The 23906-nt window shown below is 49.2% G+C and carries 23 protein-coding genes; 13 read left to right on the forward strand and 10 right to left on the reverse strand.

Features of this window, described 5'->3' with window-relative positions:
• The first annotated feature begins 54 nt into the window (after positions 1-54).
• The 6 genes from NIES2104_RS18595 (at position 55) to NIES2104_RS18620 (ending at position 2333) form a co-directional block, all read left to right on the forward strand.
• The gene (locus NIES2104_RS18595; protein ID WP_058999765.1) at positions 55-369 is read left to right on the forward strand and encodes a hypothetical protein; all 315 of its coding nucleotides are present in this window, start codon (positions 55-57) and stop codon (positions 367-369) included.
• A 3-nt stretch (positions 370-372) separates the two neighbouring features.
• Positions 373-840, forward strand: a complete 468-nt coding sequence (locus NIES2104_RS18600; RefSeq protein WP_058999766.1) for a type II toxin-antitoxin system VapC family toxin — start codon at positions 373-375, stop codon at positions 838-840.
• 179 nt (positions 841-1019) lie between these two features.
• Entirely contained in the window at positions 1020-1223 is a 204-nt protein-coding gene (locus NIES2104_RS18605; RefSeq protein ID WP_225895262.1) for a hypothetical protein, read from the forward strand.
• A complete protein-coding gene (locus NIES2104_RS18610; RefSeq protein WP_058999767.1) occupies positions 1223-1654 on the forward strand; it encodes a type II toxin-antitoxin system VapC family toxin in 432 nt (143 codons plus the stop codon). The genes NIES2104_RS18605 and NIES2104_RS18610 overlap by 1 nt, the downstream gene beginning before the upstream one ends.
• A gap of 68 nt (positions 1655-1722) precedes the next feature.
• On the forward strand, positions 1723-2028 hold the full coding sequence (locus NIES2104_RS18615; protein WP_058999768.1) for a DUF2499 domain-containing protein: 306 nt from the start codon (positions 1723-1725) through the stop codon (positions 2026-2028).
• Positions 2025-2333, forward strand: a complete 309-nt coding sequence (locus NIES2104_RS18620) for a DUF3593 domain-containing protein (RefSeq protein ID WP_192843607.1) — start codon at positions 2025-2027, stop codon at positions 2331-2333. The genes NIES2104_RS18615 and NIES2104_RS18620 overlap by 4 nt, the downstream gene beginning before the upstream one ends.
• Here the strand turns inward: NIES2104_RS18620 and NIES2104_RS18625 are convergent.
• Entirely contained in the window at positions 2330-3814 is a 1485-nt protein-coding gene (locus tag NIES2104_RS18625; protein ID WP_156426992.1) for a hypothetical protein, read from the reverse strand. The two genes, NIES2104_RS18620 and NIES2104_RS18625, sit on opposite strands and share 4 nt — an antisense overlap.
• 302 nt (positions 3815-4116) lie before the next feature.
• Here NIES2104_RS18625 and NIES2104_RS33500 point away from each other — a divergent pair, with 302 nt between their 5' ends.
• Positions 4117-6273, forward strand: a complete 2157-nt coding sequence (locus NIES2104_RS33500) for a FecR family protein (RefSeq protein WP_058999770.1) — start codon at positions 4117-4119, stop codon at positions 6271-6273.
• A 113-nt stretch (positions 6274-6386) separates the two neighbouring features.
• Here the strand turns inward: NIES2104_RS33500 and infB are convergent, their stop codons facing one another.
• From infB to NIES2104_RS18655, 5 genes are all read right to left on the reverse strand, one after another.
• The gene (gene infB / locus NIES2104_RS18635) at positions 6387-9410 is read right to left on the reverse strand and encodes a translation initiation factor IF-2 (protein WP_058999771.1); all 3024 of its coding nucleotides are present in this window, start codon (positions 9408-9410) and stop codon (positions 6387-6389) included.
• Between the two features lie 423 nt (positions 9411-9833).
• Positions 9834-10097 carry a YlxR family protein gene (locus NIES2104_RS18640; protein ID WP_058999772.1) on the reverse strand — a complete coding sequence of 88 codons (264 nt, stop codon included), beginning with the start codon at positions 10095-10097 and terminating at the stop codon, positions 9834-9836.
• A 231-nt stretch (positions 10098-10328) separates the two neighbouring features.
• Complete coding sequence (nusA, locus tag NIES2104_RS18645) at positions 10329-11606, reverse strand: transcription termination factor NusA (protein WP_058999773.1); 1278 nt, start codon at positions 11604-11606, stop codon at positions 10329-10331.
• 37 nt (positions 11607-11643) lie between these two features.
• Entirely contained in the window at positions 11644-12102 is a 459-nt protein-coding gene (rimP, locus tag NIES2104_RS18650) for a ribosome maturation factor RimP (RefSeq protein WP_058999774.1), read from the reverse strand.
• Positions 12103-12262: 160 nt separating this feature from the next.
• The gene (locus NIES2104_RS18655) at positions 12263-14050 is read right to left on the reverse strand and encodes an iron uptake porin (RefSeq protein ID WP_058999775.1); all 1788 of its coding nucleotides are present in this window, start codon (positions 14048-14050) and stop codon (positions 12263-12265) included.
• 274 nt (positions 14051-14324) lie between these two features.
• On the opposite strand from NIES2104_RS18655, the gene rpmI reads away from it, so the two are divergent.
• From rpmI to NIES2104_RS18675, 4 genes are read left to right on the forward strand one after another with little or no spacing between them, the layout of a single operon-like run.
• Positions 14325-14522, forward strand: a complete 198-nt coding sequence (rpmI, locus tag NIES2104_RS18660; protein WP_058999776.1) for a 50S ribosomal protein L35 — start codon at positions 14325-14327, stop codon at positions 14520-14522.
• Between the two features lie 45 nt (positions 14523-14567).
• Positions 14568-14918, forward strand: coding sequence for a 50S ribosomal protein L20 (gene rplT, locus NIES2104_RS18665; protein ID WP_058999777.1), 351 nt, complete (start codon positions 14568-14570; stop codon positions 14916-14918).
• A 51-nt stretch (positions 14919-14969) separates the two neighbouring features.
• Complete coding sequence (locus NIES2104_RS18670; protein ID WP_263970988.1) at positions 14970-15689, forward strand: transporter substrate-binding domain-containing protein; 720 nt, start codon at positions 14970-14972, stop codon at positions 15687-15689.
• A 45-nt stretch (positions 15690-15734) separates the two neighbouring features.
• Complete coding sequence (locus NIES2104_RS18675; RefSeq protein WP_058999778.1) at positions 15735-16271, forward strand: tetratricopeptide repeat protein; 537 nt, start codon at positions 15735-15737, stop codon at positions 16269-16271.
• Between the two features lie 23 nt (positions 16272-16294).
• On the opposite strand, the gene NIES2104_RS18680 is transcribed toward NIES2104_RS18675, so the two are convergent.
• Entirely contained in the window at positions 16295-17095 is an 801-nt protein-coding gene (locus NIES2104_RS18680) for a sulfurtransferase (protein WP_058999779.1), read from the reverse strand.
• A gap of 111 nt (positions 17096-17206) precedes the next feature.
• Between NIES2104_RS18680 and NIES2104_RS18685 the strand changes: the two genes are divergently transcribed.
• The gene (locus NIES2104_RS18685; protein ID WP_058999780.1) at positions 17207-17386 is read left to right on the forward strand and encodes a YqaE/Pmp3 family membrane protein; all 180 of its coding nucleotides are present in this window, start codon (positions 17207-17209) and stop codon (positions 17384-17386) included.
• Between the two features lie 76 nt (positions 17387-17462).
• Here the strand turns inward: NIES2104_RS18685 and NIES2104_RS18690 are convergent, their stop codons facing one another.
• The 3 genes from NIES2104_RS18690 to ppk2 form a co-directional block, all read right to left on the reverse strand.
• Positions 17463-17996: a hypothetical protein gene (locus NIES2104_RS18690; RefSeq protein ID WP_058999781.1), complete on the reverse strand. Its 534-nt coding sequence runs from the start codon at positions 17994-17996 to the stop codon at positions 17463-17465.
• Positions 17997-18603: 607 nt separating this feature from the next.
• Positions 18604-20775: a glutamine synthetase III gene (locus NIES2104_RS18695; RefSeq protein WP_058999782.1), complete on the reverse strand. Its 2172-nt coding sequence runs from the start codon at positions 20773-20775 to the stop codon at positions 18604-18606.
• Between the two features lie 18 nt (positions 20776-20793).
• Entirely contained in the window at positions 20794-21726 is a 933-nt protein-coding gene (gene ppk2, locus NIES2104_RS18700; RefSeq protein ID WP_058999783.1) for a polyphosphate kinase 2, read from the reverse strand.
• 597 nt (positions 21727-22323) lie between these two features.
• Here ppk2 and NIES2104_RS18705 point away from each other — a divergent pair.
• Entirely contained in the window at positions 22324-23892 is a 1569-nt protein-coding gene (locus NIES2104_RS18705; RefSeq protein ID WP_058999784.1) for an APC family permease, read from the forward strand.
• The last annotated feature ends 14 nt before the right edge of the window (positions 23893-23906 follow it).

Raw genomic sequence — 23906 nt, forward strand, 5'->3', positions numbered from 1 at the left:
ATCGCTATCATAGTGAGATACCCCAAATCTACTACCTAGATGGAGTCCCAACCGATGCAAACCCAGGAACCTGGCACACAGCCCCTCTCAACCGAGCAATCAGTTCGAGAGCAGTTGATTCAGGAAACTGAAGAAATTTCAGATGAGCTTCTGAGGGAAGTTTTAGATTTTTTACTTTTTATCAAAACTCGTCAGGTCACTCGGACAGAAAAACTGATCGCATCTAAAGCCCCCTTCTCATCAGCCAAATATGTTTTAGACAACCTGAGCGACATTGGCACTTGGGAAGGTGATGACTTTGAAGAGTGTTTGCAAATGGTAAAAGATACTCGCAGTCAGGTAGATTTTTTCAAGCACGAACCGTTTTAGAACATGTATCTATTAGATACTAACCACTGTAGCTTTATCCTTAGAAGAGAGCCTAGCGTTATTCAACGATTAGATGAGTTGGGGTTTGTGCAGATTATGACTTCTGTGATTACACAGGGAGAATTAATTTACATGGCTGAAAACTCAGAGCGTAGAGAATATAACTTGGGTTGCGTTGATGCGTTTCTAGAAACGATCAGGGTATTTAACATAGACGGGGCAACCTCTAAGATCTACGGGCGATTGAAGGCTGATCTCATAAACCAGTTTGCTTCTAAAGAAAAGAGGCAAAGGCGAAGAACCAAAATCACAGATATTGGTTTTGATGATAACGATGTATGGATTGCTGCGGTCGCGCTTCAACACAACCTGACGATAGTTTCTTCAGATAGCGACTTCCAACGTCTTCAATCTATGTGCGGTCTTTCCCTAGAAGTTTGGTATCAACCCTCTATAAAAACTGATTCATAACTAAAATTTATATTGCACTATCAAAAAGTCGTCGTGCTCAAAGAAGCGATGCAGCGAATAGAAGAAATTGCTCAACTCGTTCCTGGGTTCCCGATCGAGTAAAAGCAATCTCGGTCTTAGTCATCTTCAGAACCTCGATAGTACACTAAAGTAAGAAATCACCGTTTGGATCTTTCATCATGAGCACAGAACGAGTTGCCGATATGACAATCGGTGAGCTTAGAAGATTCGTCACGCAAATTGTGGATGAGAAGCTACATGACTCACCAGAAGACGATCGTACCCTTGAAGAAGTTTTAGCCTCAATGGATCGAATTCGTTGGACACCCCCACCCGGAGCACGAACAACATTAGAGATGATTCAAGAGGATCGAAACGCTTAATGGCTGATTATGTAGTTGATGCAAGTGTTGTGATTCAGTATGCAATTACTCAACAGTACACACCAGAATCGAGAAATCTAATTTCGCAGATGTATCAGGGAAGCCAATTACACATACCTGAATTCTGCTTATTGGAATGTACGAATGTTCTTTGGAAAGCGGTTCGCTTTGACAATTTAGCAGTCACGATCGCGACGCAAATTGTTAGAGAATTACAGCGATTGCCATTCCAGATAGAGTCTGTTGCTTCACTTCTGCCGGACGCATTACAAATTGGTTTGACCCACCAGTTAGCGATTTACGATTCACTTTATATCACACTTGCCCAGCAGCTAGACATACCGCTGATTTCAGTAGATGAACGACAGGTTAGAGCCGCGATCGCGCAAAACGTAACCATCAAGTTAATTTCAGATTTTTCTCCTAGCTAAAACTCTCAAATTCCTCAATAAGTGATGCTCAGACCTTCTAGAATTGAACGAGTGTCTCTCACACAACTATGACGGCTCTCTCAATTCCGACTTGGATTATCCATATTTCCAGCGTGATCGAATGGATTGCGGCAATTTGGCTAATCTGGCGATATGCAGAAATTAGCGGCGATCGAGTTTGGCGATCGCTCTCCTTTGGAATGCTGCCCGCGCTCGTCAGTGCAATGTGCGCTTGCACGTGGCACTTCTTTGATAATCCGCCTGCACTCGAATGGCTCGTGACGCTTCAAGCCGCGATGACTGTGGTAAATAACTGTACCTGCTGTGCGGCGGGCTGGTGGATTTGGCGTTCTACACAAAAAGCGGAATCATGATCTCTAAAGAAACTCTGTTTGCGATGTCGCTGTTTCCGTACTTGGGATTTTTGTGGTTTTTAACGCGATCGCAAAAAACGCCTCGTCTCGCGCTCATCGGCTTTTATATGACGCTCGTTTTTGTTGCGGTCACGATTCCAGCGGGAATCTATGCCCAAGTTCACTATGGCAAACAATTGGCAGATGTCGATTGGCTGCATGGCAGTGCAGAATCGTTTCTCACCCTGTCAAATATTTTGATTGTTCTGGGATTTCGGCAAGCTGCTTCTGAAGCGTCTCCCGATGCTAAGAAATTAAAAACTTAGAACAGCGGCACGCTAAACACCAAGCCTGCCCCAAAGATAAAGCTATTAAAATCAATGCGACTGTCACTCGAATGTCCGAAGCTATATCCAGCAAAAAGATTCGCTTGGGTGCGTGGTGTGAAATTGTAAGTCACACGACCGATCAATTGATGATAAAGGTCATCCCGCGCCTGTTGAGTGAAATGTGACCATGAGAATTGGTAATCGATCGCGGTTTGCAGCTTTTGAGAAAAGTTGTAGCCGAGGGTTGCAATAAATGTGTTGAGGATTCGACTGCGATCGTTAGGATTTGCCAAACTCCAACGAAACTGATAGTACGTGTTCAAGGAAAGTTTGGGCGATAGCGCATCTTGTCGGCTCAATTCAAATCGGATCGAATTATCACCAAAGAATTCTCGACCGCCAAAAACCTGTTGTAATCCACGAGCGGACGTAAACAGTTTTTGATTACTCCAGCCTAGTTCCGCAGATAAACGGCGCGTGATGCGATGAAATACGCCTGCTCGGAATCGCAATTCGTCATAGTTGAGCGATCGATTCGTGCCATTGACATCTTGGTATTGTCCAAGTCGGGTATAGCGAATCAAATTGGCATCGATCGACGTAATCAGAAAGGTTCGAGAACCAATCGGCGGTGCGTAGAAAAACGTCAATCCCGTTCTAAATAAGCCATCATCCACCGGATCAATATCAGAGAAGACATTTGACGACCTGAAATAATCCGCTCGTGCTAGTAAATACGCAGTCGGTTGACGCGGGCTAGTGGGAAGCGCGATCGGCGGTTGTGGAGTCGTACGCTCCTGAATTCGTAACGTTCCCAATTCAGGATCAGCGCTCCCGACGGGCGGATCGGTTTCTAGCGGTTGAAGCTGCAAAATTCCCAGTTCTGAATCGGGAACTGGGCTTAAGCGCAAATCACCTAACTCAGCATCGGATCTCGATTCCGGCGGCAATTCGGTTTCCTCAGTCACCTGGACGTTACCCGTACTGTACGTGCAATCTGTCGGAAGCGATCGCCAGCACTGGCTTGAAGGTAAAACTGGTGACTCTACTGATCTCGGTAGCTGCTTTTGAGTGGTTGTGAGTGATTCAAGGTTTTCTGGCAACGACGATCGCACTGAAACTGACTCAACGACAAGCTGACTCTCTTCTGAAACTAAATCTTTTGCTTGACGAGAAAAATTTGAAGGATTTGCCTGCGGGATCAGGAACTTTTCTGAAGATTCTTTAGTCTGCGATCGCGGTTCTATCGATCGAACTTCAGACGGCTGATTTCCTGAAGCAGAATTTCCAGCCTGTATAAAGGTACACAAGCCTTTATTCGTAAAACTAAGGATTACCCAGAACCCAACTTGACTGAACAAGTGGCACTGTAATTTCCACGGTAGTTTCGTCTGATGAAAACGTGCTGGAGTCGTAATCAGGGAGGTCACAACACTAAATCGTCTCAAAGTCAATCGTTTCACAATCGTCCCGCTCACCACTCAGCATCCATACTTTCAACTAATTTCAGCACCTTGACAGATAGATTCCGGACATCTTTAACAACTGTTGCATATACGATCGATGCTAGTATCTTCACGGAGATTTATGTGAAGTCTCTTTAAAGCTTGAAGGGAAATTCCTTGTGTTTTTCCATGGGAGTGTAAAGTATTTGTGAAGACTAAATTCTGTAATTTCACCTAATCATCTCATACGAGTAGAACTGGGTTTAACTTGTTCTAGGCTGACCCGCCTCTGATCGCGCCGCTGCGCTATCTGTCCTTTTGTTCTTGGAGCGTCTATGTCCCGCAATTGGTTCCTCGCAATCCCGTCACTGGCGCTAGGAATGAGTGCCGCCCTGACCGCTGGTGCTGCTCATGCCCTAACTCCCATCACTTCCGCCGAAATCCGGGAGATTGTGAGAAAAGTTGAATTCGTCCCGAACGGGCAAATCGCTCGACCCGCTATTCTCTCTGAGATGATGCGTCCAGAGGATGCAATTCACACCGCAAGAGCTTCACGGGTCGGCTTACGGTTCAACGACGGCTCTTGGGCACGAGTCGGCGAAATGGCAGTGTTTCGCCTCATCCCAGGAACGCGAAATTTTCGCTTGAACAATGGGACGGTGCTGCTGCTGATCAAACCGGGACAAGGCAGAACCACGATCGATACACCGAATGCGTCCGCCGGAGTCCGGGGATCAGCGCTATTCGTCCGCTACGACGAGCAAACCGAAACGACCGTCGTCGGTGCCCTGACGAATAACCCAAACGGACCGATGGAAATCATCGACAATACCACCGGACGAAAATTGCCCTTAGAAGCCGGACAAATGGCGATCGTCGATCCGTTGGGCATCCGATTGTTCAATTTTGACATGCACCGCTTTTATGAAACCAGCGATATCGTGCGCGGGTTAGATTTGCAGCGTCGAGAAGCACAACCCAGCCCAGAGCCTGGAATCGCTGCTGTACAAGCCGAAACTTCTCAGGCATTACAGGAGCAAAAACCACTCAGCGGACCGGTGATCGAAAATCCTAGAATGGTGCAACTTTCCCAGCCTGCGGAAACTCCTGTTGCTACGCCTGCACAGACCCCAGCAACTCCTCCAACCACAGGCACAACAACATCGACCGAGGCGACCAAAACGACACCTACCGAAACGACCACAACCGAAACCAAGCCAGACACCGGAACAGGAACGACTACAGGCGGTACCACTGGAGGAAGCACAACCCCTTCTACGTCCACAAATGGTGGCTCAACAACAGGCGGATCTTCAACCGGATCTTCGACAACCGGGACTAGACAAGTCGTTCCGCGCACTGATGTACAGGGTGCAACGAAAACTGACACCACTAGCGGTACTCAAACGCCCACTACTTCCAATACTTCTACAGGCAGTACTGGAACGACGACAACTGGAACCACCCCGCCCAGCAATACCACTACGCCCAACACTTCCGCACCGCCCACAGGCAGCACTGGAACCACCCCGCCTACGACCTCTACTGGAAGCACAACCACCCCTGGAAACTCCACAACGGGTACACCCCCTTCCACCACTCCCAATGGCTCCAGTGGAACCACGAATTCAACCCCTTCATCCGGCTCGACCACGCCCGGTACAACCCCAACGAGTTCCGGAACCACACCTGCTACTGGAAGTTCAACAACCCCAGGAACTTCAACCCCTATCAATTCCGGTTCTACCCCTTCCCCTAGCAATACAACTCCCAATGGTTCCACACCTGTCACGCCTACAACTCCCACGGGCAGTGTCGTAGCTCCAACTTCTGGCAGCTCTACTCCGACTCCAAACCCGATCGTCACGCCCTCGCTCAACCCAAATCCCACAACTAACACCCCTGTTAATCCCGCTGTTACCCCAACCCCCAGCCCCAATGCTTCTCCCGTAACATCTCCTACGCCCACTCCGACTTCTCCCACTCCGACGACTTCGCCCGCACCCTCCCCTGTGCTGACAACTCCGCCGAGCAATGCCACTCCAGCTCCAGAGCCAGTCCAGAACTCCGGGCAGCCTACCCCCACTCCTCCAGTAAGGCAGATTCTAGAACTCAACCCGACACGTGGCGCAGTGCAAGAGCAACCCACTCCGGTCACTCCCCCTCGTGTTGAACCCAGTCAACCTGTTCCTGCACCTCCTGTGCAGCCTGCTCCACCAGAACCCGCTCCACCTACACCCGTCACTCCACCGATCGATAACTCGACTCCACCTGTGCAACTCCCATCACCACAACCGCCGATCACTCCCGTTCCACCAACACCAACTGCCCCCATCGAGCCAACACCAGCACCTCCCGTACAGCCTGCACCCGTTCAACCGATAGACCCACCCATTCAACCCCCAATTTCTTTACCGACACCTCCGGTTGAGCAGCCCCCAGCTCCTCAGCCTGCGGAACCCCCACGCAATTCCGCTCCGAGCACACCATAATTGAACCAATGGAAAGAGAGGGGAGCGATCGACAATTGTCGATCGCTCCCCTCTCTTTTGCACTGCAATAAAAAACTCCCGAACCACTGTTCGGGAGCGAATCAAACATGAATTTATCGGGCAAGCGTTCTGCGCTTCGTGACCATCTTGTAAGCCTCGACGATATCGCCTTCAGCCCAATCCTTGAAGTCATCCAAGCCGATACCGCACTCGTAACCGAAATTCACTTCACGCGCATCTTCTCTCATCCGCTTCAGCGAATCTAAGTTGCCAGAGTGCATCAGCTTACCGCCGCGATGAACCCGCACTTTGCAGTTCCGTACAAGCTTACCGGACTGCACATAACAGCCTGCGACCGCTCCACGTCCCACAGGGAACACCGCACGAACTTCTGCCTGTCCGAGTCCTTCCTCGACCAGTTCCGGTTCCAAGAGACCTTCCATCGCGCCTTGGACATCATCCAAGAGATTGTAGATGATGTTGTAATCGCGCACATCTACACCTGCTCGATCGGCAGCTTGACGCGCACCCGGAGCCAACGTAGTGTTGAATCCGATAATTACGGCATCACTCGCCGCCGCAAGGTCGACATCTGTTTCGGAAATTTCACCCGGAGCCGAGAACAAGACACGTACTTGGACTTCGTTCTGCGGTAACTGGCTTAATGCGCCTAAAATTGCCTCGATCGAACCCTGTACATCCGCTTTCAGCACCAAATTCAATTCCTTGAGTTCGCCTTCTTGCGCCTTGGCAGAGAGCGTATTCAAACTCACTCGACGCGATGACATTGCTGCCAACAGTCGAGAAGTCCGCTGCTCATCTGCCCGATCTGAAGCCACAGCACGCGCTTCTTTCTCTTCGGTGTAGACCTGGAACTCGTCTCCCGCTGCCGGAACATCCGCCAAACCGAGAACCTCCACCGCAAACGATGGACCTGCAACCTGGACACGCTGTCCTCGATCGTTGACCATTGCCCGCACTTTACCAAGCGCTGATCCGGCAACTAGAACATCTCCCACCCGGAGCGTTCCATTTTGAATCAGCAAGGTCGCAACCGGACCCTTCGCTTTATCCAAATGTGCCTCGATAACGGTTCCTCTTGCGGGTCGATCGGGGTTCGCAGAAAGGTCTTCCACTTCCGATACCAGCAGAATCATTTCCAGCAGCGTATCGAGATTTTCACCCGTCAACGCACTCACTGGAACCATGATTGTGTCGCCACCCCATTCTTCCGGCACAAGATTGTACTCGGTCAACTCTTGTTTAACGCGATCGGGCTGTGCAGATTCTTTGTCAACCTTGTTGATTGCCACAATAATCGGCACCTCTGCCGCTTTTGCGTGGCTAATCGCTTCAGCCGTCTGAGGTCGGACTCCATCATCCGCAGCGACCACTAGAATCGCAACATCTGTTACCCGTGCCCCACGCGCTCTCATTGCTGTGAACGCTTCGTGACCCGGCGTATCGAGGAACACGACTTGCTGCATTTCGCCATTGTGTTCCACATCGACGTGGTAAGCCCCGATGTGCTGAGTGATTCCACCCGCTTCTCCGGCTGCCACTTTCGTCTTCCGAATTGAGTCGAGCAGCGTTGTTTTACCGTGGTCAACGTGACCCATGATTGTCACAACTGGAGGACGACGGTGCAGATAATCTAAGTCACCCGCATCGATCATTTCTGTGACTTTTCTCGCAGCGGCTGCTTTCTCACCGACTTCGACGAGAATACCGTACTCTTCAGCCACCATCGTCGCCGTTCCCGCATCTAACATTTGCGTGATCGTGGCGGCAATGCCCTTCATAAAGAGCTTGGTGATGATTTCAGTCGGAGAAACGGCGAGTAGATTCGATAGCTCTTGAACGGTGAGTCCACCGGTGAGCGTGATGATTTCTGGACGCTCAGGTTTGTCGGATTCGTTGCGGCGATCGCGGCGATCGCGGAAGTTATTCCGTCTACGCTGCGTCGGTGCCGCAGTTGCTACAGGTCGCAGTTGCTGCTGTCCTGGTAATCCCTTCGGTTTTGCAGGACGAGCCAATGACAAACTGACCTGAGCAGAACTGACCGCTCCCTCTTCGTCTTCGTTGAGCAGATCGAGATCCTCGTCTTCGTCATCCTGAATCTTGGGCTGTCCTCGGCGTTTTCCTTTGCCGAGTTTTGCTGCTTTTTCAGGAATCTCTTGAGTGTCTTCTTCCTCGTCTTCCCAGACCTTTGTGCGGCGCTTGGGTGGAGTGGGCTTGTTCAGCGTCAAATCTGGAGACGCGATCGCATCGGGAGCAGTCGGCTTGACTGGGCGCGATCGCAATACTGGAGTCGTGCCATCCTCTGTCGCGCCGTCTTCTGACTGGACGGGCTTTGGTCGCCGAAGTTCTACGATTTGCTGCGACCTGGGGGCGGCTTCTCCAGGTTTCGACGGCGCACCCGGACGCTTATTGATTGAAGGACGCTGCGGTTTGTCGCCTCTGGCATCACGCGAGGGTTGCTGATTGTCGGACTGCTCTGGAGTCGCAGGTTTGTCCCGCTTCAGGACGGGCTTGCTCACGGTTGAAACAGGGCGAGCAGGCGACGCTGGACGAGCGGCAGGCGTTTGCAGTGTTGTCTCAGGTTTCGACGGCGCACCCGTTTTCGCAGCTTTTGGAAGTGCTTCCGGTTCGACGGGCTGCGCGACTGGAGCGGGTTCGGGAGCTGAAATCGATTCAGGGACAGCCGGAGTTGACCGCTCTGGAGTCGGGCGCGTTGGACGCGGCGGCTCCAGAGATTTCGCCGCTGGAGTTGCAGTCTGAGGAGACTGAGGCGGCTGAGGAGGAGTGCGAAGTTCGGAAGATTCCTTTTCGGCAGTCGATCGTGTAATCGGACGGCGAATTTCTAAGATTTGCTGTTTCTTCTGGATATTCAAGGGCGTTTTCTTTCTTGATTCAACAGATTGGGGGGCATTGGGACGGGCAGAGGCACTGCGACTAGATTGGCTGGCAGCGTATTTTTCAGCGGCGGCGCGGATTTGTTCCGCTTCGGTTTCCGTGATGGTGCTGCTGTGGCTCTTGACCGCGATATTTAGTTGTTCACAGATGGCGAGAATGTCTCGATTGTCTAGGTTCAATTCTTTGGATAGCTCGTAAATTCTGACTTTGCCGTTATTCATCCACTCTTTCCTCGTGCGACTTCGATGTGTTACATAGTGACCTTCTGTTTTGTACTAAAACGACAGGTTAGATCGGGTTATAGCAGAGTTTCTGCCTTGGTAATCTTGAAGAAGATGTTACCCCCTTGGTTGAATGGTAGCTTAGAAACGGAATCGTCGATGCGTGGATCGACGAATTTGCTCGTAATGCAGTACCGCGAAGGGTTCGCGGTTTCAGTGTGAAATAGTGACTGATGCGTTACTCTCCCTCGATGTCATGCCTGAGGTGCTCTGGAGCAATAGAACTGAAGAGAGGATACAGATAACATCTCAGAGCAATGGAATAGGATTCTCCTACGACAGTACGGGGGGAGTAGACTGGATCGTGAGCGTTGCATTTAACTGAGAGACGCTCGACTAGATTGACACTAGATCTAGTATAGCTTAGGTGAGTGAAGAAGTTTCTGCCTGTTTTTGTTTCAAAGTTTGATAAATCTGTGGCGGAACGGGCGCTTTGAGAACACGACTGAGGCGGTCTTTTTTCTGAGCGGCTTGGATGCAATTAGAATTTGGGCAGAGGTAAGCAGAACGACCCATGCCGTGATCGATCGAGATTTCATGAGAGGGGTAAAGGCGCACGACTCGGAGAAATTCGGTCTTGGGTGCGATTTTGCGACAGGTGAGACAGCGACGAAGGTTTGAGGGCATGGTGCTTGGTGGAGGAAATTTAGGGATTGCCTTTTATCGCTTCGCTTGGATGTGTTTTGAAATCTTTCGCTTCGTTTACTCCCGCCCCGGAATGGAATTCGGGTCAACAACGCAGTAAAAAGACTCTAAACACATCCCAGGAAGGAAGACGGAGCAAAAATTCAATTCCTCTTCTTCCCAGGAAGAAGAGGAGATGAGGGCAACCTAAAGAAATTGCAGGTCGATCGAGTTTTACACTTCCTGTTCTTCGAGTTCCGGCTCCGGAGCGGTTATAGGTTCTTCGTCCTCGTAATCTTCGTCTTCGTATTCATCGATCGCAGGTTGAGACTGGCGGCGGGCTTCGATCACTTCTGCAATCTTCTGATTTTCCGCGTCCGCATCGTATTTACGGCTGTCTTTGATGTCGATTTTCCATCCGGTAAGACGAGCCGCGAGGCGGACGTTTTGACCTTCTTTACCGATCGCTAAACTGAGTTGATCTTCACCTACGAGAACGTGAGCCTGACGACCTTCGGGATCAACGAGGCGCACTTCGTCCACCCGCGCAGGACTGAGCGCATTCGCGATATAGGTTGACGGATCAGGCGACCAGCGAATCACATCGATTTTTTCTCCGCGCAGTTCGTTCACGACGGCTTGAATTCGAGACCCTCGCGCACCGATACACGCTCCAACGGGATCAACATCACGCTCTAGCGTGTCTACTGCAATTTTGGTTCGAGGTCCAACGTGGCGAGAAGGCGGATTCGCTTCACGCGCAACCGCGACAATTCGCACTACATCGTCTTGAATTTCAGGGACTTCGTTCTCAAAGAGATAAACGACTAGACCTGCATCGGCTCTCGATACGAGCAATTGGGGTCCACGATGCGATCCTTCGCTAACTTTCTTGAGATAAACGCGGAAGGTGGCGTTTGCACGGTAGTTGTCGTTCGGGAGTTGATCGCGTTTGAGCAATTCGGCTTCGACTTCAGGCTGTCCAAATCCGCTCACGACCGCCATAATCACGGATTGACGCTCGAATCTTAGGACTCTTGCCTGTAGGATTGTGCCCTCAAGGTCTTGGAATTCTTCTTGAATCAGTTTGCGCTGTTGATCCCGGAGTTTTTGCGCTAAGACTTGTTTGGTTTGGATCGCTGCCATCCGACCGAAATCGCCTTGCTCTGGAGTCACATCTAGAACGACCGTATCGCCTGTTTGTGCTTCAGCGGCGACTTCTTGAACCTCGGTTAGAGAAATCTGGTGATCGGCGTTGCTGACTTCTTCGACGATCGTTTTAGTTGCCAATACTCGGAAGCCTTCTTCCTCGGCATCGAGTTCAACTTCAAAATTGTCAAAATATTCTTCGTCGAAGCCGTCACCGTCAATTTTTTGCGTCCGGCGGAACCGCTCGTAGCCTTTCATCAAGGCTTCTTTGAGTGCGGCTTGGACGGCGTGCTTGGGTAAATTGCGTTCGCGGCTGATGCCGTCGATCATGTCTTTGAGTCCGGGCAGGGCGACCATTGACATAGGGAAAATCTCCGTAAGTATTGAGTTGTTGAGAAAATCAGTCTTCGCTTTCGGTCAGTTGAACGCTGGTGATCAGCGATCGTGGAATTGCGATCGTGCGTCCTTTTTTGCTGATGTAGACGTTTTCTTCGTCTCGTCGAATCAGCTTTCCTTCCCAGTAAATGTGACCTTGGAACGGCTCAGAAGTCGTGACCATTGCCGGAAATCCCCGGAACGAGATGAATTCTCGATCGCTAGTCAAGTGTTTGGAAATACCAGGACTAGAAACTTCTAGGACGTACTGATCCGGGAGCAGTTCATCTAAGAGTGGCTCTAGGGCGCGGCTCATTCGTTCACAATCATCGAGTCCGGTATCCTCTTGCTTATTTCGCACATCGATCCGCAGCACGGGCGGACTCTGGTTCGTTTGCAACACGGCATGAACGACTTCTAGATCGATCGACTCCGCCACCGGAGCCGCCACTTCTAAAATTTGAGGAATCAAAGGATGCGCCATCGAACACTTCTCCAAATAAAAAAAGTGGGACAATCTGCCCACTTCTCATGAAACGACTGATTTCATGGAGTTCGGTCAAACAGAGATTGCTGTTCTTCCTTCCCCAAGTTTAGCGAAAAATTTCAGAGTGGCTCGTTTTTTCCACGAGCTACCCTGAAATCTAGAAGGTGAAGGTCGAACGAATCACGGGCACGATCGCGGTATCATTCGCGCTCAGTCCTTCTGGATTGAAGATTGCGAACACACCGGGTGTGATGCTCAGATTGTCGTTCACGCGGAAGTTGAAGAACCCTTCAATTTGGTACGGCGTTCTGTCTTCAGGGTTGAAGGCGATTCCGCCTGTGCTCACCCGTTTGAGCGGCTGACCGAAGATGACCCCTGCTGCGTTGCCTTTCTTGAATAAATCGGTGACATAAAGCCCAACTAACCAGGAATCGAAGTTGGTGCGGGCATCGACATCAACTAAATTCGAGAAGATGTACGAATAAGAGCCAGCCAGCGTGATGTTCGGTGACAGTCGGAAGGAAGCCGATGCACCGAGCGTGTTCAGCCGAATTCCTTCATCTAGAGCGGTCGCGAACGGAACACCCGTCAAGGCGATCGCGCCAATATCTGAACTGCTCAAGCCCGCTCCTAAAATATTGATTTGGTGATAGCTGTTGGCGTAGTTCAGACCGATATTAAACGCGGGAGAAGGCTTGATCGTGACTTGTGCCGCTGCGACATAGCTACCGCCACCGATCCCGGCACCGAGAGGCGTTCCACCTGCAAGACCTCGGTTTCCAGGAAGGTTTGCGTTGACGGAACCGTAGAGGGCGCGAATGTCGATCGCATCTGAAAGATTGAAGATCACACCCGCTGCGGCTGCGAGTCCAGTCTGCGAGGTTCCACCCGAAACCCGTTGAGCCGCAGGTAGCGAGGCAAATCGAGACAGCGCTCCTTGCCCTTCACTTGCCCAAGGCAAAATCGAGGGAAACGCATCAGAGACTTCTGCGTTGGTTCCCGCGAAAGTAGTGAAGCGATCGGCAACGGGGAAAATGTACAACAATTTGTAGATTGTCGCGCTGTTTCCTGCACCTTTCGCAGTCAGGGTCGAAGGATCAACGGTTGGAAACTGCGGCTCGTAAGCGAGTCGAAGATTGCTGGAAGAACCGAATACGGGATCAGCCAGTCCTAAAGTTTGAGCAAGGCTGGAACCACTTCCAACTAAACCGCTTGCTCCAAAATTTTGAGATTGAATTCCGGTGATCAGCAAATCTCTGCCGCTGAAACTGGTATTGAAGTTTAATCGAACGCGGTTGTTAAAAACAGTATTTGCATCTGATCCAGCAGGAGAGCCACCGTATGCACCTGCAACACTGAAGATCGCTTCTCCTTGAAGTTTCGTCGTGGTTGAAAATTGTTGTTTTTCTAAGGTGGTAGTTCTCGCTTCGAGTGCATCCACACGTCCGCGAATTGTTGCCAATTCTGCTGCGAACTGTTCTTGCAGTTTTTGCAGCGTCGCCAGGTCTTCTTTCTTCACCAGGTCAGCAGTCGATGCGGCGATCAGTTCGTTGACGCGATCGAGACACGCATTCAGACCTGCTGCAAATTCAAAGCGAGTGAGCGCACGATTTCCCCGGTAAGTGCGATCGGGATAACCCGCGATACAGCCGTAGCGTTCAACGAGAGATTGAAGCGCCTGGAAAGCCCAATCGGTGGGACGAACATCAGAAAGCTGGGACACTGAAGTGACTTGTCCCATTGAATTCGTCGTACCGCTGCTGAATTGAGCCACAGACGGAATTTGGCTCATTGTGGGACTGGGTTGAGCCGTTGTGCCAGCTACTGGGGGGTTCGTTTGGGCGGGTTCTGAAGCGATCGCACTTGTTGCAATCAAGCTCAAAGAACCTGCAAGCAGGCTAATCAATCCGAACTGTCCATTGAATTTAAATCGATTCACAGTCATTACCTCACCACGCAAAAGAATTCCGAACAATTAACCGTGCCCAAAACGAATGATTTGGCAAGCGCAGTTCATTCTCTTCAACGCTAAGCTTTTAGGGCATCGAAACGGAATAGCAATGACTTCGGAATTTCTCGCGTGTGTGGATAGAGATGAACTTATGGCTGTTGAATTTCTGATTAGGTTAATTAATGTTTCGGATTGAATAGCGAGAGAACTTGCCCGAAATCTACAAGTCATAGTAAGATTGAAAACTGTGTCGAATTAGAGCAAACCCATGCCGAAGCTGAAAACCCGTAAATCTGCACAAAAGCGTTTTAAAGCAACTGGTGGTGGCAAGATCCAACGCCGTCGCACTCACGGAAATCACTTGCTGTTTCACAAGAGTATGAGCCGCCGCCGTCGAATTGCGGGCGGAGATCTCGTGAACGAACGGGACGAAGCGAATGTTCGGTTGATGATGCCTTATCTCTAAGATCAGACACGCTTTACATACAATTTAGTCAAGGATAATTGAAACATGGCACGGGTGAAGCGCGGCAATGTGGCTCGGAAACGCCGCAAGAAGATTTTGAAACTCGCAAAGGGCTTTCGTGGCTCTCATTCCCGGTTGTTCCGGACAGCGAATCAGCAGGTGATGAAAGCGCTGCGGAATGCGTATCGCGATCGTCGTAAAAAGAAACGGGATTTCCGCCGTCTGTGGATTACCCGGATTAATGCGGCTGCCCGTCAACAAGGAATCAGCTACAGCCAACTGATCGGGAAGCTGAAGAAGGCGGATATTTTGATCAACCGGAAGATGCTGGCTCAATTGGCAGTGCTTGATCCGGCTGGATTTGCGAAAGTTGTTGAAAAAGCAGTTCAGGCTTAGATGAAACGGCGATTCGTCGCACTTTTGATACTGATGGGGATGCAATTGATTGTGTCCCCTTCTTTGTTTGCGGCAGATTTAAGAACGATCGCACAACGAAATAAGCTAATCGTCGCGGTGAAAGACAATGTTCGACCGCTAGGATTTCGAGATGCTCAAGGCAAACTACAAGGCTTTGAAATTGAAATCGCTCAACGATTGGCACAAGAATTATTTGGGCGATCGATTCCGATCGAGTTTCGACCTGTGACGAATCGCGATCGTCTTTCGGTTGTCACGGATGAAGAAGTCGATTTCGCGATCGCTCGTGTGACGGTGAATTCTTCTCGCGCTCGAATCGTGGCATTTAGTGAACCGTATTATTTCGATGGAACGGGGATCGTGACTAAGAGTTCAGCGATTCAGACTCAGCGAGATTTGAACAATCAGACGATCGCGGTTTTGAATAATTCCAGTACGATCGCGGCTCTGCGATTTCAATTTCCTCAAATTAAGCTGGTCGGTGTAGATTCGTATCAAGCTGGAAAGCAATTAATCGAGTCCGGTCAAGCCGTTGGATTTGCGGCTGACGTGAGCGTTTTAGCGGGTTGGGTGCAAGAATTTCCGGAGTATCGAATTTTGCCGTTTCGGATTGCAGCGGAACCGTTAGCGATCGTTTTTCCGAAAGGACTTGAATCGGATGAACTGCGACGGGCAGTCGATCGACTCTTGCTGCGGTGGGAATCAGAAGGATGGCTCGAACAACGGGCTACCTATTGGGGACTTCCTTGAGATACGCTGGGGAATGGACTTAAAATTCGCGATCGACAAACTCTTATGGACAGCGTAGCCTCTCCCGTTCTCTACATTTCTCTTTTGCTTGTCTTGCTTAGTAGTGCTGCTTTCTTCGTCGCTCGACAAGTTTTGAAAACGCGCAAGGTCGAAAGCGCTCTGTCGCGTCTGCAAAGCAAACTCAACAAAGAGAAGGGCACCGCAGAAGAATATTACGAACTCGGTAGTATTCTGCTCGATAAACGATTATTTTCTCAGGCAATCAATCAGTTTCAAAAAGCGATCAAGCTCGAAACGCTCGAAGGTCAGGATCTCGCGGCTGTTTATAACGCGATGGGATTTGCTTACTTTGCTCAGGAACAGTACGATTTGGCGATTCGGCAGTATAAAGAAGCGCTCAAGTTGCTGCCTGAGTATGTAACTGCGTTGAATAATTTGGGTCATGCTTACGAACGCAAACAGTTAGCGGCTCAAGCCTTGGAAATGTACGATGAAGCGCTGAAGCTTGAACCTACGAATCAGACTGCAAAACGACGAGCGGAAGCGTTGAGAAAGCGATTGGTTCCGACTGCACAAAATTAGAGAGCGATCGTAGCCGAATTCTATCAGACCTGATAGGAACACCAATCACTCCAGCTTCCAGGGTAGAGTTTGGCTCGATCGATTCCCGCATCTGCCAGTGACAACAAATTCACGCAAGCCGTAACCCCAGAGCCACAATAAACTAAAATTTCTTCTTTTGATTCAAGATCTGACCAGTCTTGGGATTCGAGAAAACCGCGATCGTCCGTCACAGCTTGCCAAGGATAATTCACGGCTCCCGGAATGTGACCTGCGATCGGATCAATTGGCTCCCGCTCTCCGCGATACCGTTCGGCTTCACGCGAATCAATTAAGGCAACATTCGGCAAATCTTTTTTAGCTTTTACAGCTTCAATATCGACAATCCAATCTGTACGAACTTGAGGCGTGAAATTTCCAGATTTGGCTGGAGGCTCGATCGTCGTAACCGGATAGCCTAAGTTTTTCCAATTCGTGAAGCCACCATTGAGAACAAAAACGCGATCGTGTCCCAAATACCGTAACAGCCACCAAAATCGCGCCGCAAATCCAAACTGCGAATCATCGTAGGCGATTACTAAAGTTGAAGACGTGATCCCCATCCTGGAAAGTTTGGCAGAAAGTCGATCGGGATCAGGAAGCGGATGCCGTCCGCCGTGTTTTTGAACAGGGCTGGAAAGATCTTGATTCAAATCAAAATAGTAGGCACCTGGAATATGTCCGGCTTCGTATTGTTGCCGTCCCAGTTCCGGTTGCATCAGCGCGAAACAACAATCCGCGATCGCGATTTCTGGAGCGTCTAAATGTTCGGCTAACCAAGCGGGATCGATCGTCACTTCAGGCATGAGAATTCGACTTTTGAGGGGTGTTCAGATCCTACCTTTGGAAAGACGGCGATCGCGTTGAATTTCAAGAGAATAATGATGAACCGTTAAAACAATTGATAGAGAAATCCTATGAACTTTTTACGTTTAGTATTTGCGATCGTGCTGCCGCCTGTTGCAGTCTTTATGACTTCGGGAGTTAGTTCTGCATTATTTGTAAGTATTTTGCTGACTTTGATCGGTTGGGTTCCGGGTGTGATTCATGCGCTTTGGTATCTGCAAAAAACTGACGAGCGTCGGGGCGCTTACTAATTAAATTTAGACAAAAAGAAAACCGCTCGATCGACAATCGATCGAGCGGTTTTTTGCTAATGCTGTTCAGTGAAACTTAGTTGTTCGGAGTCTTGACGGTTTTTGCCATGTCAAGGAATGAACCCATATTCGCACCGGGGCGACGACGGGTATTGGTTGGTTTCGGCGCTAGGTATTCAGACGCGAAGCTGACCGTCGGTTCGGGAAGGTTCAGCGTTTCGGCTGGAACGGGTGGTTTTGCTCCATTCGATGAACCATTGGTTTCGGCTTTCTCAGCCGTTACAGGTTCAGCTTTCTTTGCTTTTGCTTTGACCGATTTTGCCGCAGGTTTCGCGGCTTCTTGTGTGGTCGCAGTCGCTTCTTTCACGGTTTCAGCAACAGAGTCAGCCGTTGATTTTGCCGCCGCTTCGACAGTCGCAACCGCAGATTTAGCATTTTCGACCACGGCTTCTTTCGCTTCACTTGCTTTCGCTTTCACGGAGTCAAGTTTTGCGACTTGCGCTTCATCGAGTTCCATAAAGTAACCCGATTTTTTGCCGCCGAAGATTCCTCCGATGAAGGAGAGAATGCCGCTAAAGAGGTTTTTAATTAAGTTAAAGACACCGCCCATTGAACCATACTCCTGGGTTTTTGCTGAATCGTTATGCTCGATCGCTCATCAATACGGACAAGCTCGTGAAAAGTAGTCGTTAACACGATTATCCGCCCGCGATGGAACTAGATGCAAGCTGATCCCAGATTTTTTTATCCATTTTGCGGAATACCCCATCCACAATGCGGTGGAGATGGTTAGCAACGGCGCGATAGCGCCAATCTCTTAGAAATCTTCACAAAATCACTCCTCGTTTTGTCGTACGTTTGAGTCAATAGCATCGGTGTATAGACGTGCATGTGACGCACCACCACCGGGCATAGGATTCAGGCAGTTTAGCTTTTAGCCATATTGCTCAGGCGTTGCGGGACTGTACCACACACGTTTTCTGTCACATCCCACTTCACAAACAGGCTCTTGTCCCCCTTCTCTTTCGAGTTAAGGTTAATTATTCGCCTTGGAGTCAATTGCCTTGAACTCCAGCCAACTGAGTTGGCGATTCAATCACTGCGTACCACGGCGCACAGTCCCCCAGAATGGGGGATTTAGAGGCATTAGCCGACTGAAACGAAGCAAAACACGACTTGTGTGTGTGCGGTAGGGGCGTTCATACGATGGCTTGGAATTATTTCACAAACAGCATTTCTTGATAAGTTGGCAGGGGCCACAAATCGTCTGCAATCTCACCTTCGAGAGCATCAGCATACTCGCGCACTTTATCCATCAAAGGACGAAGCGTTTGAGCACAGTACTGCATATGATCTTCAGGAGTCTCAAAGTCATGCTTGCTTAAAGCTGCACTGAGTTTACTCACGTTATCGGTCATCGATTGCGTCAGAGTTGCGACTTTTTCAGCGGTTTCTTTGTCGAGCGATAGTCCGATGTTGCTCAAATTCGCGATCGCACTTCCCAAATCGGACAGATACCGCACCGCTGCTGGATAGATGATCGTCTTCGCCATGCTGATCACCAGTTTCGCCTCAACCGCGATCGAGTTAATGTACTGTTCTGCATAGACATCGAAGCGGCTTTCGAGTTCAACTGGAGTCAGAACACCGAGTCGATAGAACAGTTCTTCGATCTCTGGCTTTTTCAACACAGGAAGTGCATCCGCAGTTGTCCGCAGATTCGGTAAACCGCGCTCTTCGACTGCCATCTTATGCCATTCTTCAGAGTATCCATCCCCTCCAAAGATCACGGCACTGTGATTGTCCATCACTTCCTTGAGGACAGTAAACACAGCCGCGCTCAATTCAGTTCCTTTCGATAGTTCAGCTTCGAGCTTGTCGCTCACCCAGGTCAGCGAATCAGCCAAAATGGTGTTCATTGCAACGAGTGGACCTGAAACCGATTGTCCAGAACCGACAGCGCGGAACTCGAAGCGGTTTCCGGTAAAAGCAAACGGAGAAGTCCGATTGCGATCGCCCGGATCTTTCACAAACACAGGCAGTGTATCGACACCAAGATCCATGAATCCGCTATGGGTAGAATCCTTCACTTCACCTTTTGCAATTTGATCGAACACTTCTTCTAGCTGAGTTCCGAGGTAAACCGAAATGATTGCAGGCGGCGCTTCATTTGCACCTAAACGGTGATCATTGCTTGCGGTTGCAACCACTGCGCGTAACAGTGATCCGTAGCTGTGCACACCCCGAATCACAGCACCACAGAACAGTAGAAACTGTAGGTTCTTGTGCGGGGTATCACCGGGATCAAGTAAATTCCCTTGGGTCGGATTACCAACCGACCAGTTGACGTGCTTTCCAGAACCATTCACCCCGGCAAACGGTTTCTCATGCAGCAAGCACATAAAACCATGTTTTTTCGCAGTTGTTTTCAGAATGGTCATGATCAACTGTTGGTGATCACTTGCAACGTTCGCGGCTTCAAAGAATGGAGCAATTTCAAACTGTCCGGGTGCGACTTCGTTATGTCTCGTTTTTGCTGGAATACCAAGCCGATAAAGCTTTTCTTCTACGTCCTGCATAAAGACTTGGACGCGCTCTGGAATCGCTCCAAAATAGTGATCATCGAATTGCTGACCTTTTGCGGGAGACTTACCAAACAAGGTGCGACCTGTTAACAGTAAATCTGGGCGATTGTGGGCAAAGTGAGCATCCACTAAGAAATACTCTTGTTCGGCTCCACAGCTTGAGTTAACGGGCGCAATGTCGGTATAGCCCAGCAGTTTAAGAGCGCGAGTTGCGGCTTTGTTCATTGCCGAAATCGATCGCAATAATGGCGTTTTCTTATCAAGTGCTTCGCCCGTCCATGACACAAACACAGTCGGAATGCACAGCGTCACACCGTTATCGGTTTCCATCACGTACGCTGGACTCGTCACATCCCACGCGGTGTAACCACGAGCCGCATTCGTCGCTCTAAGTCCACCATTCGGAAATGATGATCCATCGGGTTCACCTTGGACTAGAACTTTTCCGGTGAACTCAGAAATCACAGAACCATCACTTTGAACCGAGATGAAACCATCGTGCTTTTCAGCGGTTGCATTCGTCAAAGGATAGAATACGTGAGCATAGTACAGTGCGCCTTTCGAGATTGCCCAATCCTTCATTGCAGCGGCGACAATTCCAGCAACGGACACATCGAGCTTTCCACCTGTTTTGATCGTGTTTTGCACCGATTTGAACACATCTTTCGGCAAACAAGCCTGCATCTTGCTCAAACTAAACACATCGGTTGCCCAGATTGCTTCTAAGCGCGGCGGAACCTTCGACGGTAACGGAGTCCGATCGGTCACTTGTGAAATGGCTTGGACTCTCAATTCATGACTCATAAAAAACTATCCTCAAGATTAGTAGGTCTGGGGTACAAAAAACTGCTCATTCCGAGGCGGACGAACATAATCTTCTGGAGCAATCCGGCGCGGGGGTAACTCCATTGCTTCGGGAGTCATATCGGTGTAAGGCACTTTGCTCAAAATGTGGCTGATACAGTTCAATCGAGCACGTTTTTTATCATTCGCTTCAACGGTGAACCACGGTGCTTCAGGAATGTTAGTGCAAGCAAACATAGCATCTTTTGCTCTAGAAAATTCCACCCAGCGATCGCGAGATTCTAAATCCATTGGGCTGAGCTTCCATCGCCGGGATGGATCAGTCGTGCGAGATTGAAATCGCCGCTCTTGTTCGTCATCACTCACCGAGAACCAGTACTTTAGCAGCATAATCCCCGATCGCACTAACATCCGCTCGAATTCTGGACAAGAGTGCATGAACTCCTGGTACTGAGCATCGCTACAGAAGCCCATTACATGTTCGACTCCAGCGCGGTTGTACCAACTGCGATCGAACAAAACAATCTCACCCGCACCCGGTAAATGCTCCACATAGCGCTGGAAGTACCACTGTGTTTTCTCACGATCCGAGGGCGTTCCGAGAGCAACCACTCGACAACCACGGGGATTGAGCGGTTCAGCAATGCGCTTGATCGTGCCTCCTTTTCCAGCAGCATCACGACCTTCAAACAGAATCACCACACGATATCCAGTGTGCTTGATCCAGTACTGCATCTTCACCAGTTCAGCTTGTAATCGCCCTAGCTCGATTTCGTAAGCTTTAGAGTTCAGCTTCTTCGGCTCAGGCGGTTCAAGCTCAACCTTTAAAGTCTGGTTGGGTAAGTGAATTTGATGTTTTTTGTGTTTCTTATGTTTTTTATGGGGTTTCTCCTCGAATAACTGCTCTCTCTCTTGAACGGCAGTTGAGCCATTCGTAAGTGGGCGTTCCATGACACAAGATCTCCTGGTGAAAGTTAAAGTGTAGGAAGAGAAAGCATCGTTGCGGTTTCCCTTCCTACCGCCTTCCGCTTAGGAAAGGTCTGAAAAGGTAATGCAAACAAGCAAGCTAAATTTTGTCAGCACAGTAATGGAAACTCTAGCGACCCCGTGAGGGAAAGCTTCCACGATCGAGCAACTTCCTTCAACCTGTTAGAGAGCGCTTCCCAGACACAACTCAATGCTTTAACCTGACCGTGAACTACACAGATGTAACAAGTAATAATCCTCAAAATCTCAACCTTCAATGTTTCAGTACTATCGAAGGTTCTTCTACTCGACTCATAGTAGAAATAGAATAATGAGTTGTTTGTATCGCAAATTACCGTTCTTCAGGAAAAACGAAAAAGTTTTCATAAGTTCATTGTTTCAGCACAGTTTGAAACACTTGTCACTAAAGACAAATTTAATAATTCTGCAAAAGCTTTGCTAGGCGGTAGTTTTAGTTAGCAACAAAAGAAAATATTTTTGATCTTGTAGCAAGTAATACCAAGTAATCTTGCAGTCTGTCTAAAGTGTTCTGTGCAACCTCAGAGGGATGTAACAGAAAAAATGTCTAATTCGAACGGCAGCGAACTAAAGCCAACACTCGGTTTAGTCGGGATTACGATTAATGCAATGGCGCTGATCGCTCCTGGAGCTTTTTTATGGACGACGTATCAGCTTCAAGCTCCTCCGGATTCTGCCAAAAATATGTGGGCAGCGATCGCGCTTGCAACTTGTATCGCTTTATTGACCGCGAGTTGTTATGCAACGCTGTCAAAAGCTTACCCTGAAGCGGGCGCAGGCAGTTCTTACTATTATGCTGAAGCTGCAATTCTCGCTAAAGAAGCACACAAACACTTCCGATTAGCGCGGCTGGCAAAGTTCGTCACAGGATGGGCAGCACACCTCTACTACTGGGTGTATCCGGGCATCATGGTGAGCTTTATGGGAACTTTAGTTGTTTACATTGGACAATTGTTTAATCCAGATTTTGGCTCAGACTGGCTCACAAAAGCGCTGATTTGTTTTGTGTTTGCTGGCATTATTGGTGGGATTGCGCTGATGGGTGTGAGTGGCTCAACGTTGGTCAACATCGTTATCAACATTGTGCAGATTGCATCTCTGACTTTTCTAGGGTTGCTGATGATTGTTTATCGGTTGGGACATCCCAATGTGAACTATGAACATGCAAATGCACTGAGTGTGGTTTTGCCACATGACTTGAGTGGTTTGATTTATCAAGCTACGATCGCGATTCTACTATTAGTCGGGTTTGAATCCGCGACTGCAATGGCAGGTGAAGCGGTGAATCCGCAGCGTGATATTCCGAGAGGAGTGATTTTATCGTTATTTATTCAGGCTTGTATCTGCTACTTTTTTGAGTATTTTGCAGCAAACTTCTTTATCGGGGATCAATACACTGCAACCGTCGATGGTAAAACGGTGACTGGATTTGCAGCCGCGCTGTCGTCTGGAGCACCGATCGGTGATATCGCGAAAATATTAGGAGATACATTGCTGTTTGGAAATGGCTTTTTGCTGCAACTGATCATGGCAAGTACTGTGGTGATGGCATTGCTTGGAACAGGACTTTCTTCACTGTCTACGGGGGTGCGAATTAGTTTTGCAATGGGAGCCGATCGAGAATTGCCCGCAGTGTTTGGATTCCTTCACGGTCGCTACAATACGCCTTATCTTGGAATTTTCTTTCTGTCTGGACTGTCTGCGCTGATTGGTGCTTATGCTGTCCAAAGTGTGGATAATGTCACGATCGTGACTCTCGTTTCTAACATTGGCACATTCATGCTGTACGGCATTACTTGTGGAGTCACATTGATTGCAACACTAGAGCATTTACTCGATGGTGAACGCAATCCGATTAAGACGATTGTGATTCCGTTACTAGGTTTGGTGCTGAATTTAGCAATGGTCTGTGGGATTTTCTATTACGGTTTAACCGGAAGCGGAAATGCACAGGTTAATTCAATCACGGCAATTGGAATCGCGATCGCGTTTTTCGTGGCTGGATTTGCTTACCTAGTTGGCGATAGTTTGTTCAAAGGTAAACCGCTCTTCTTGCCGCCCGACATGCAGCAACGATTGCGCGATCGTGTCAGTGCTGCAAAATCTCGCTAATCTCACTTGTAAAC

Origin of the sequence: Leptolyngbya sp. NIES-2104 (assembly GCF_001485215.1) — a bacterium.
GTDB lineage: Bacteria > Cyanobacteriota > Cyanobacteriia > Leptolyngbyales > Leptolyngbyaceae > Leptolyngbya.

Coding starts and splice junctions, on each gene's coding strand:
- NIES2104_RS18675 (WP_058999778.1), top strand. CDS start 15,735: ATGGACAGCGTAGCCTCTCCCGTTCTCTACATTTCTCTTTTGCTTGTC.
- NIES2104_RS18605 (WP_225895262.1), top strand. CDS start 1,020: ATGAGCACAGAACGAGTTGCCGATATGACAATCGGTGAGCTTAGAAGA.
- NIES2104_RS18615 (WP_058999768.1), top strand. CDS start 1,723: ATGACGGCTCTCTCAATTCCGACTTGGATTATCCATATTTCCAGCGTG.
- infB (WP_058999771.1), bottom strand. CDS start 9,410: ATGAATAACGGCAAAGTCAGAATTTACGAGCTATCCAAAGAATTGAAC.
- ppk2 (WP_058999783.1), bottom strand. CDS start 21,726: ATGGAACGCCCACTTACGAATGGCTCAACTGCCGTTCAAGAGAGAGAG.
- rplT (WP_058999777.1), top strand. CDS start 14,568: ATGGCACGGGTGAAGCGCGGCAATGTGGCTCGGAAACGCCGCAAGAAG.
- rpmI (WP_058999776.1), top strand. CDS start 14,325: ATGCCGAAGCTGAAAACCCGTAAATCTGCACAAAAGCGTTTTAAAGCA.
- NIES2104_RS18690 (WP_058999781.1), bottom strand. CDS start 17,996: ATGGGCGGTGTCTTTAACTTAATTAAAAACCTCTTTAGCGGCATTCTC.
- NIES2104_RS18620 (WP_192843607.1), top strand. CDS start 2,025: ATGATCTCTAAAGAAACTCTGTTTGCGATGTCGCTGTTTCCGTACTTG.
- NIES2104_RS18610 (WP_058999767.1), top strand. CDS start 1,223: ATGGCTGATTATGTAGTTGATGCAAGTGTTGTGATTCAGTATGCAATT.
- NIES2104_RS18600 (WP_058999766.1), top strand. CDS start 373: ATGTATCTATTAGATACTAACCACTGTAGCTTTATCCTTAGAAGAGAG.
- NIES2104_RS18595 (WP_058999765.1), top strand. CDS start 55: ATGCAAACCCAGGAACCTGGCACACAGCCCCTCTCAACCGAGCAATCA.
- NIES2104_RS33500 (WP_058999770.1), top strand. CDS start 4,117: ATGTCCCGCAATTGGTTCCTCGCAATCCCGTCACTGGCGCTAGGAATG.
- nusA (WP_058999773.1), bottom strand. CDS start 11,606: ATGTCAATGGTCGCCCTGCCCGGACTCAAAGACATGATCGACGGCATC.
- NIES2104_RS18685 (WP_058999780.1), top strand. CDS start 17,207: ATGAACTTTTTACGTTTAGTATTTGCGATCGTGCTGCCGCCTGTTGCA.
- rimP (WP_058999774.1), bottom strand. CDS start 12,102: ATGGCGCATCCTTTGATTCCTCAAATTTTAGAAGTGGCGGCTCCGGTG.
- NIES2104_RS18680 (WP_058999779.1), bottom strand. CDS start 17,095: ATGCCTGAAGTGACGATCGATCCCGCTTGGTTAGCCGAACATTTAGAC.
- NIES2104_RS18695 (WP_058999782.1), bottom strand. CDS start 20,775: ATGAGTCATGAATTGAGAGTCCAAGCCATTTCACAAGTGACCGATCGG.
- NIES2104_RS18705 (WP_058999784.1), top strand. CDS start 22,324: ATGTCTAATTCGAACGGCAGCGAACTAAAGCCAACACTCGGTTTAGTC.
- NIES2104_RS18655 (WP_058999775.1), bottom strand. CDS start 14,050: ATGACTGTGAATCGATTTAAATTCAATGGACAGTTCGGATTGATTAGC.
- NIES2104_RS18640 (WP_058999772.1), bottom strand. CDS start 10,097: ATGCCCTCAAACCTTCGTCGCTGTCTCACCTGTCGCAAAATCGCACCC.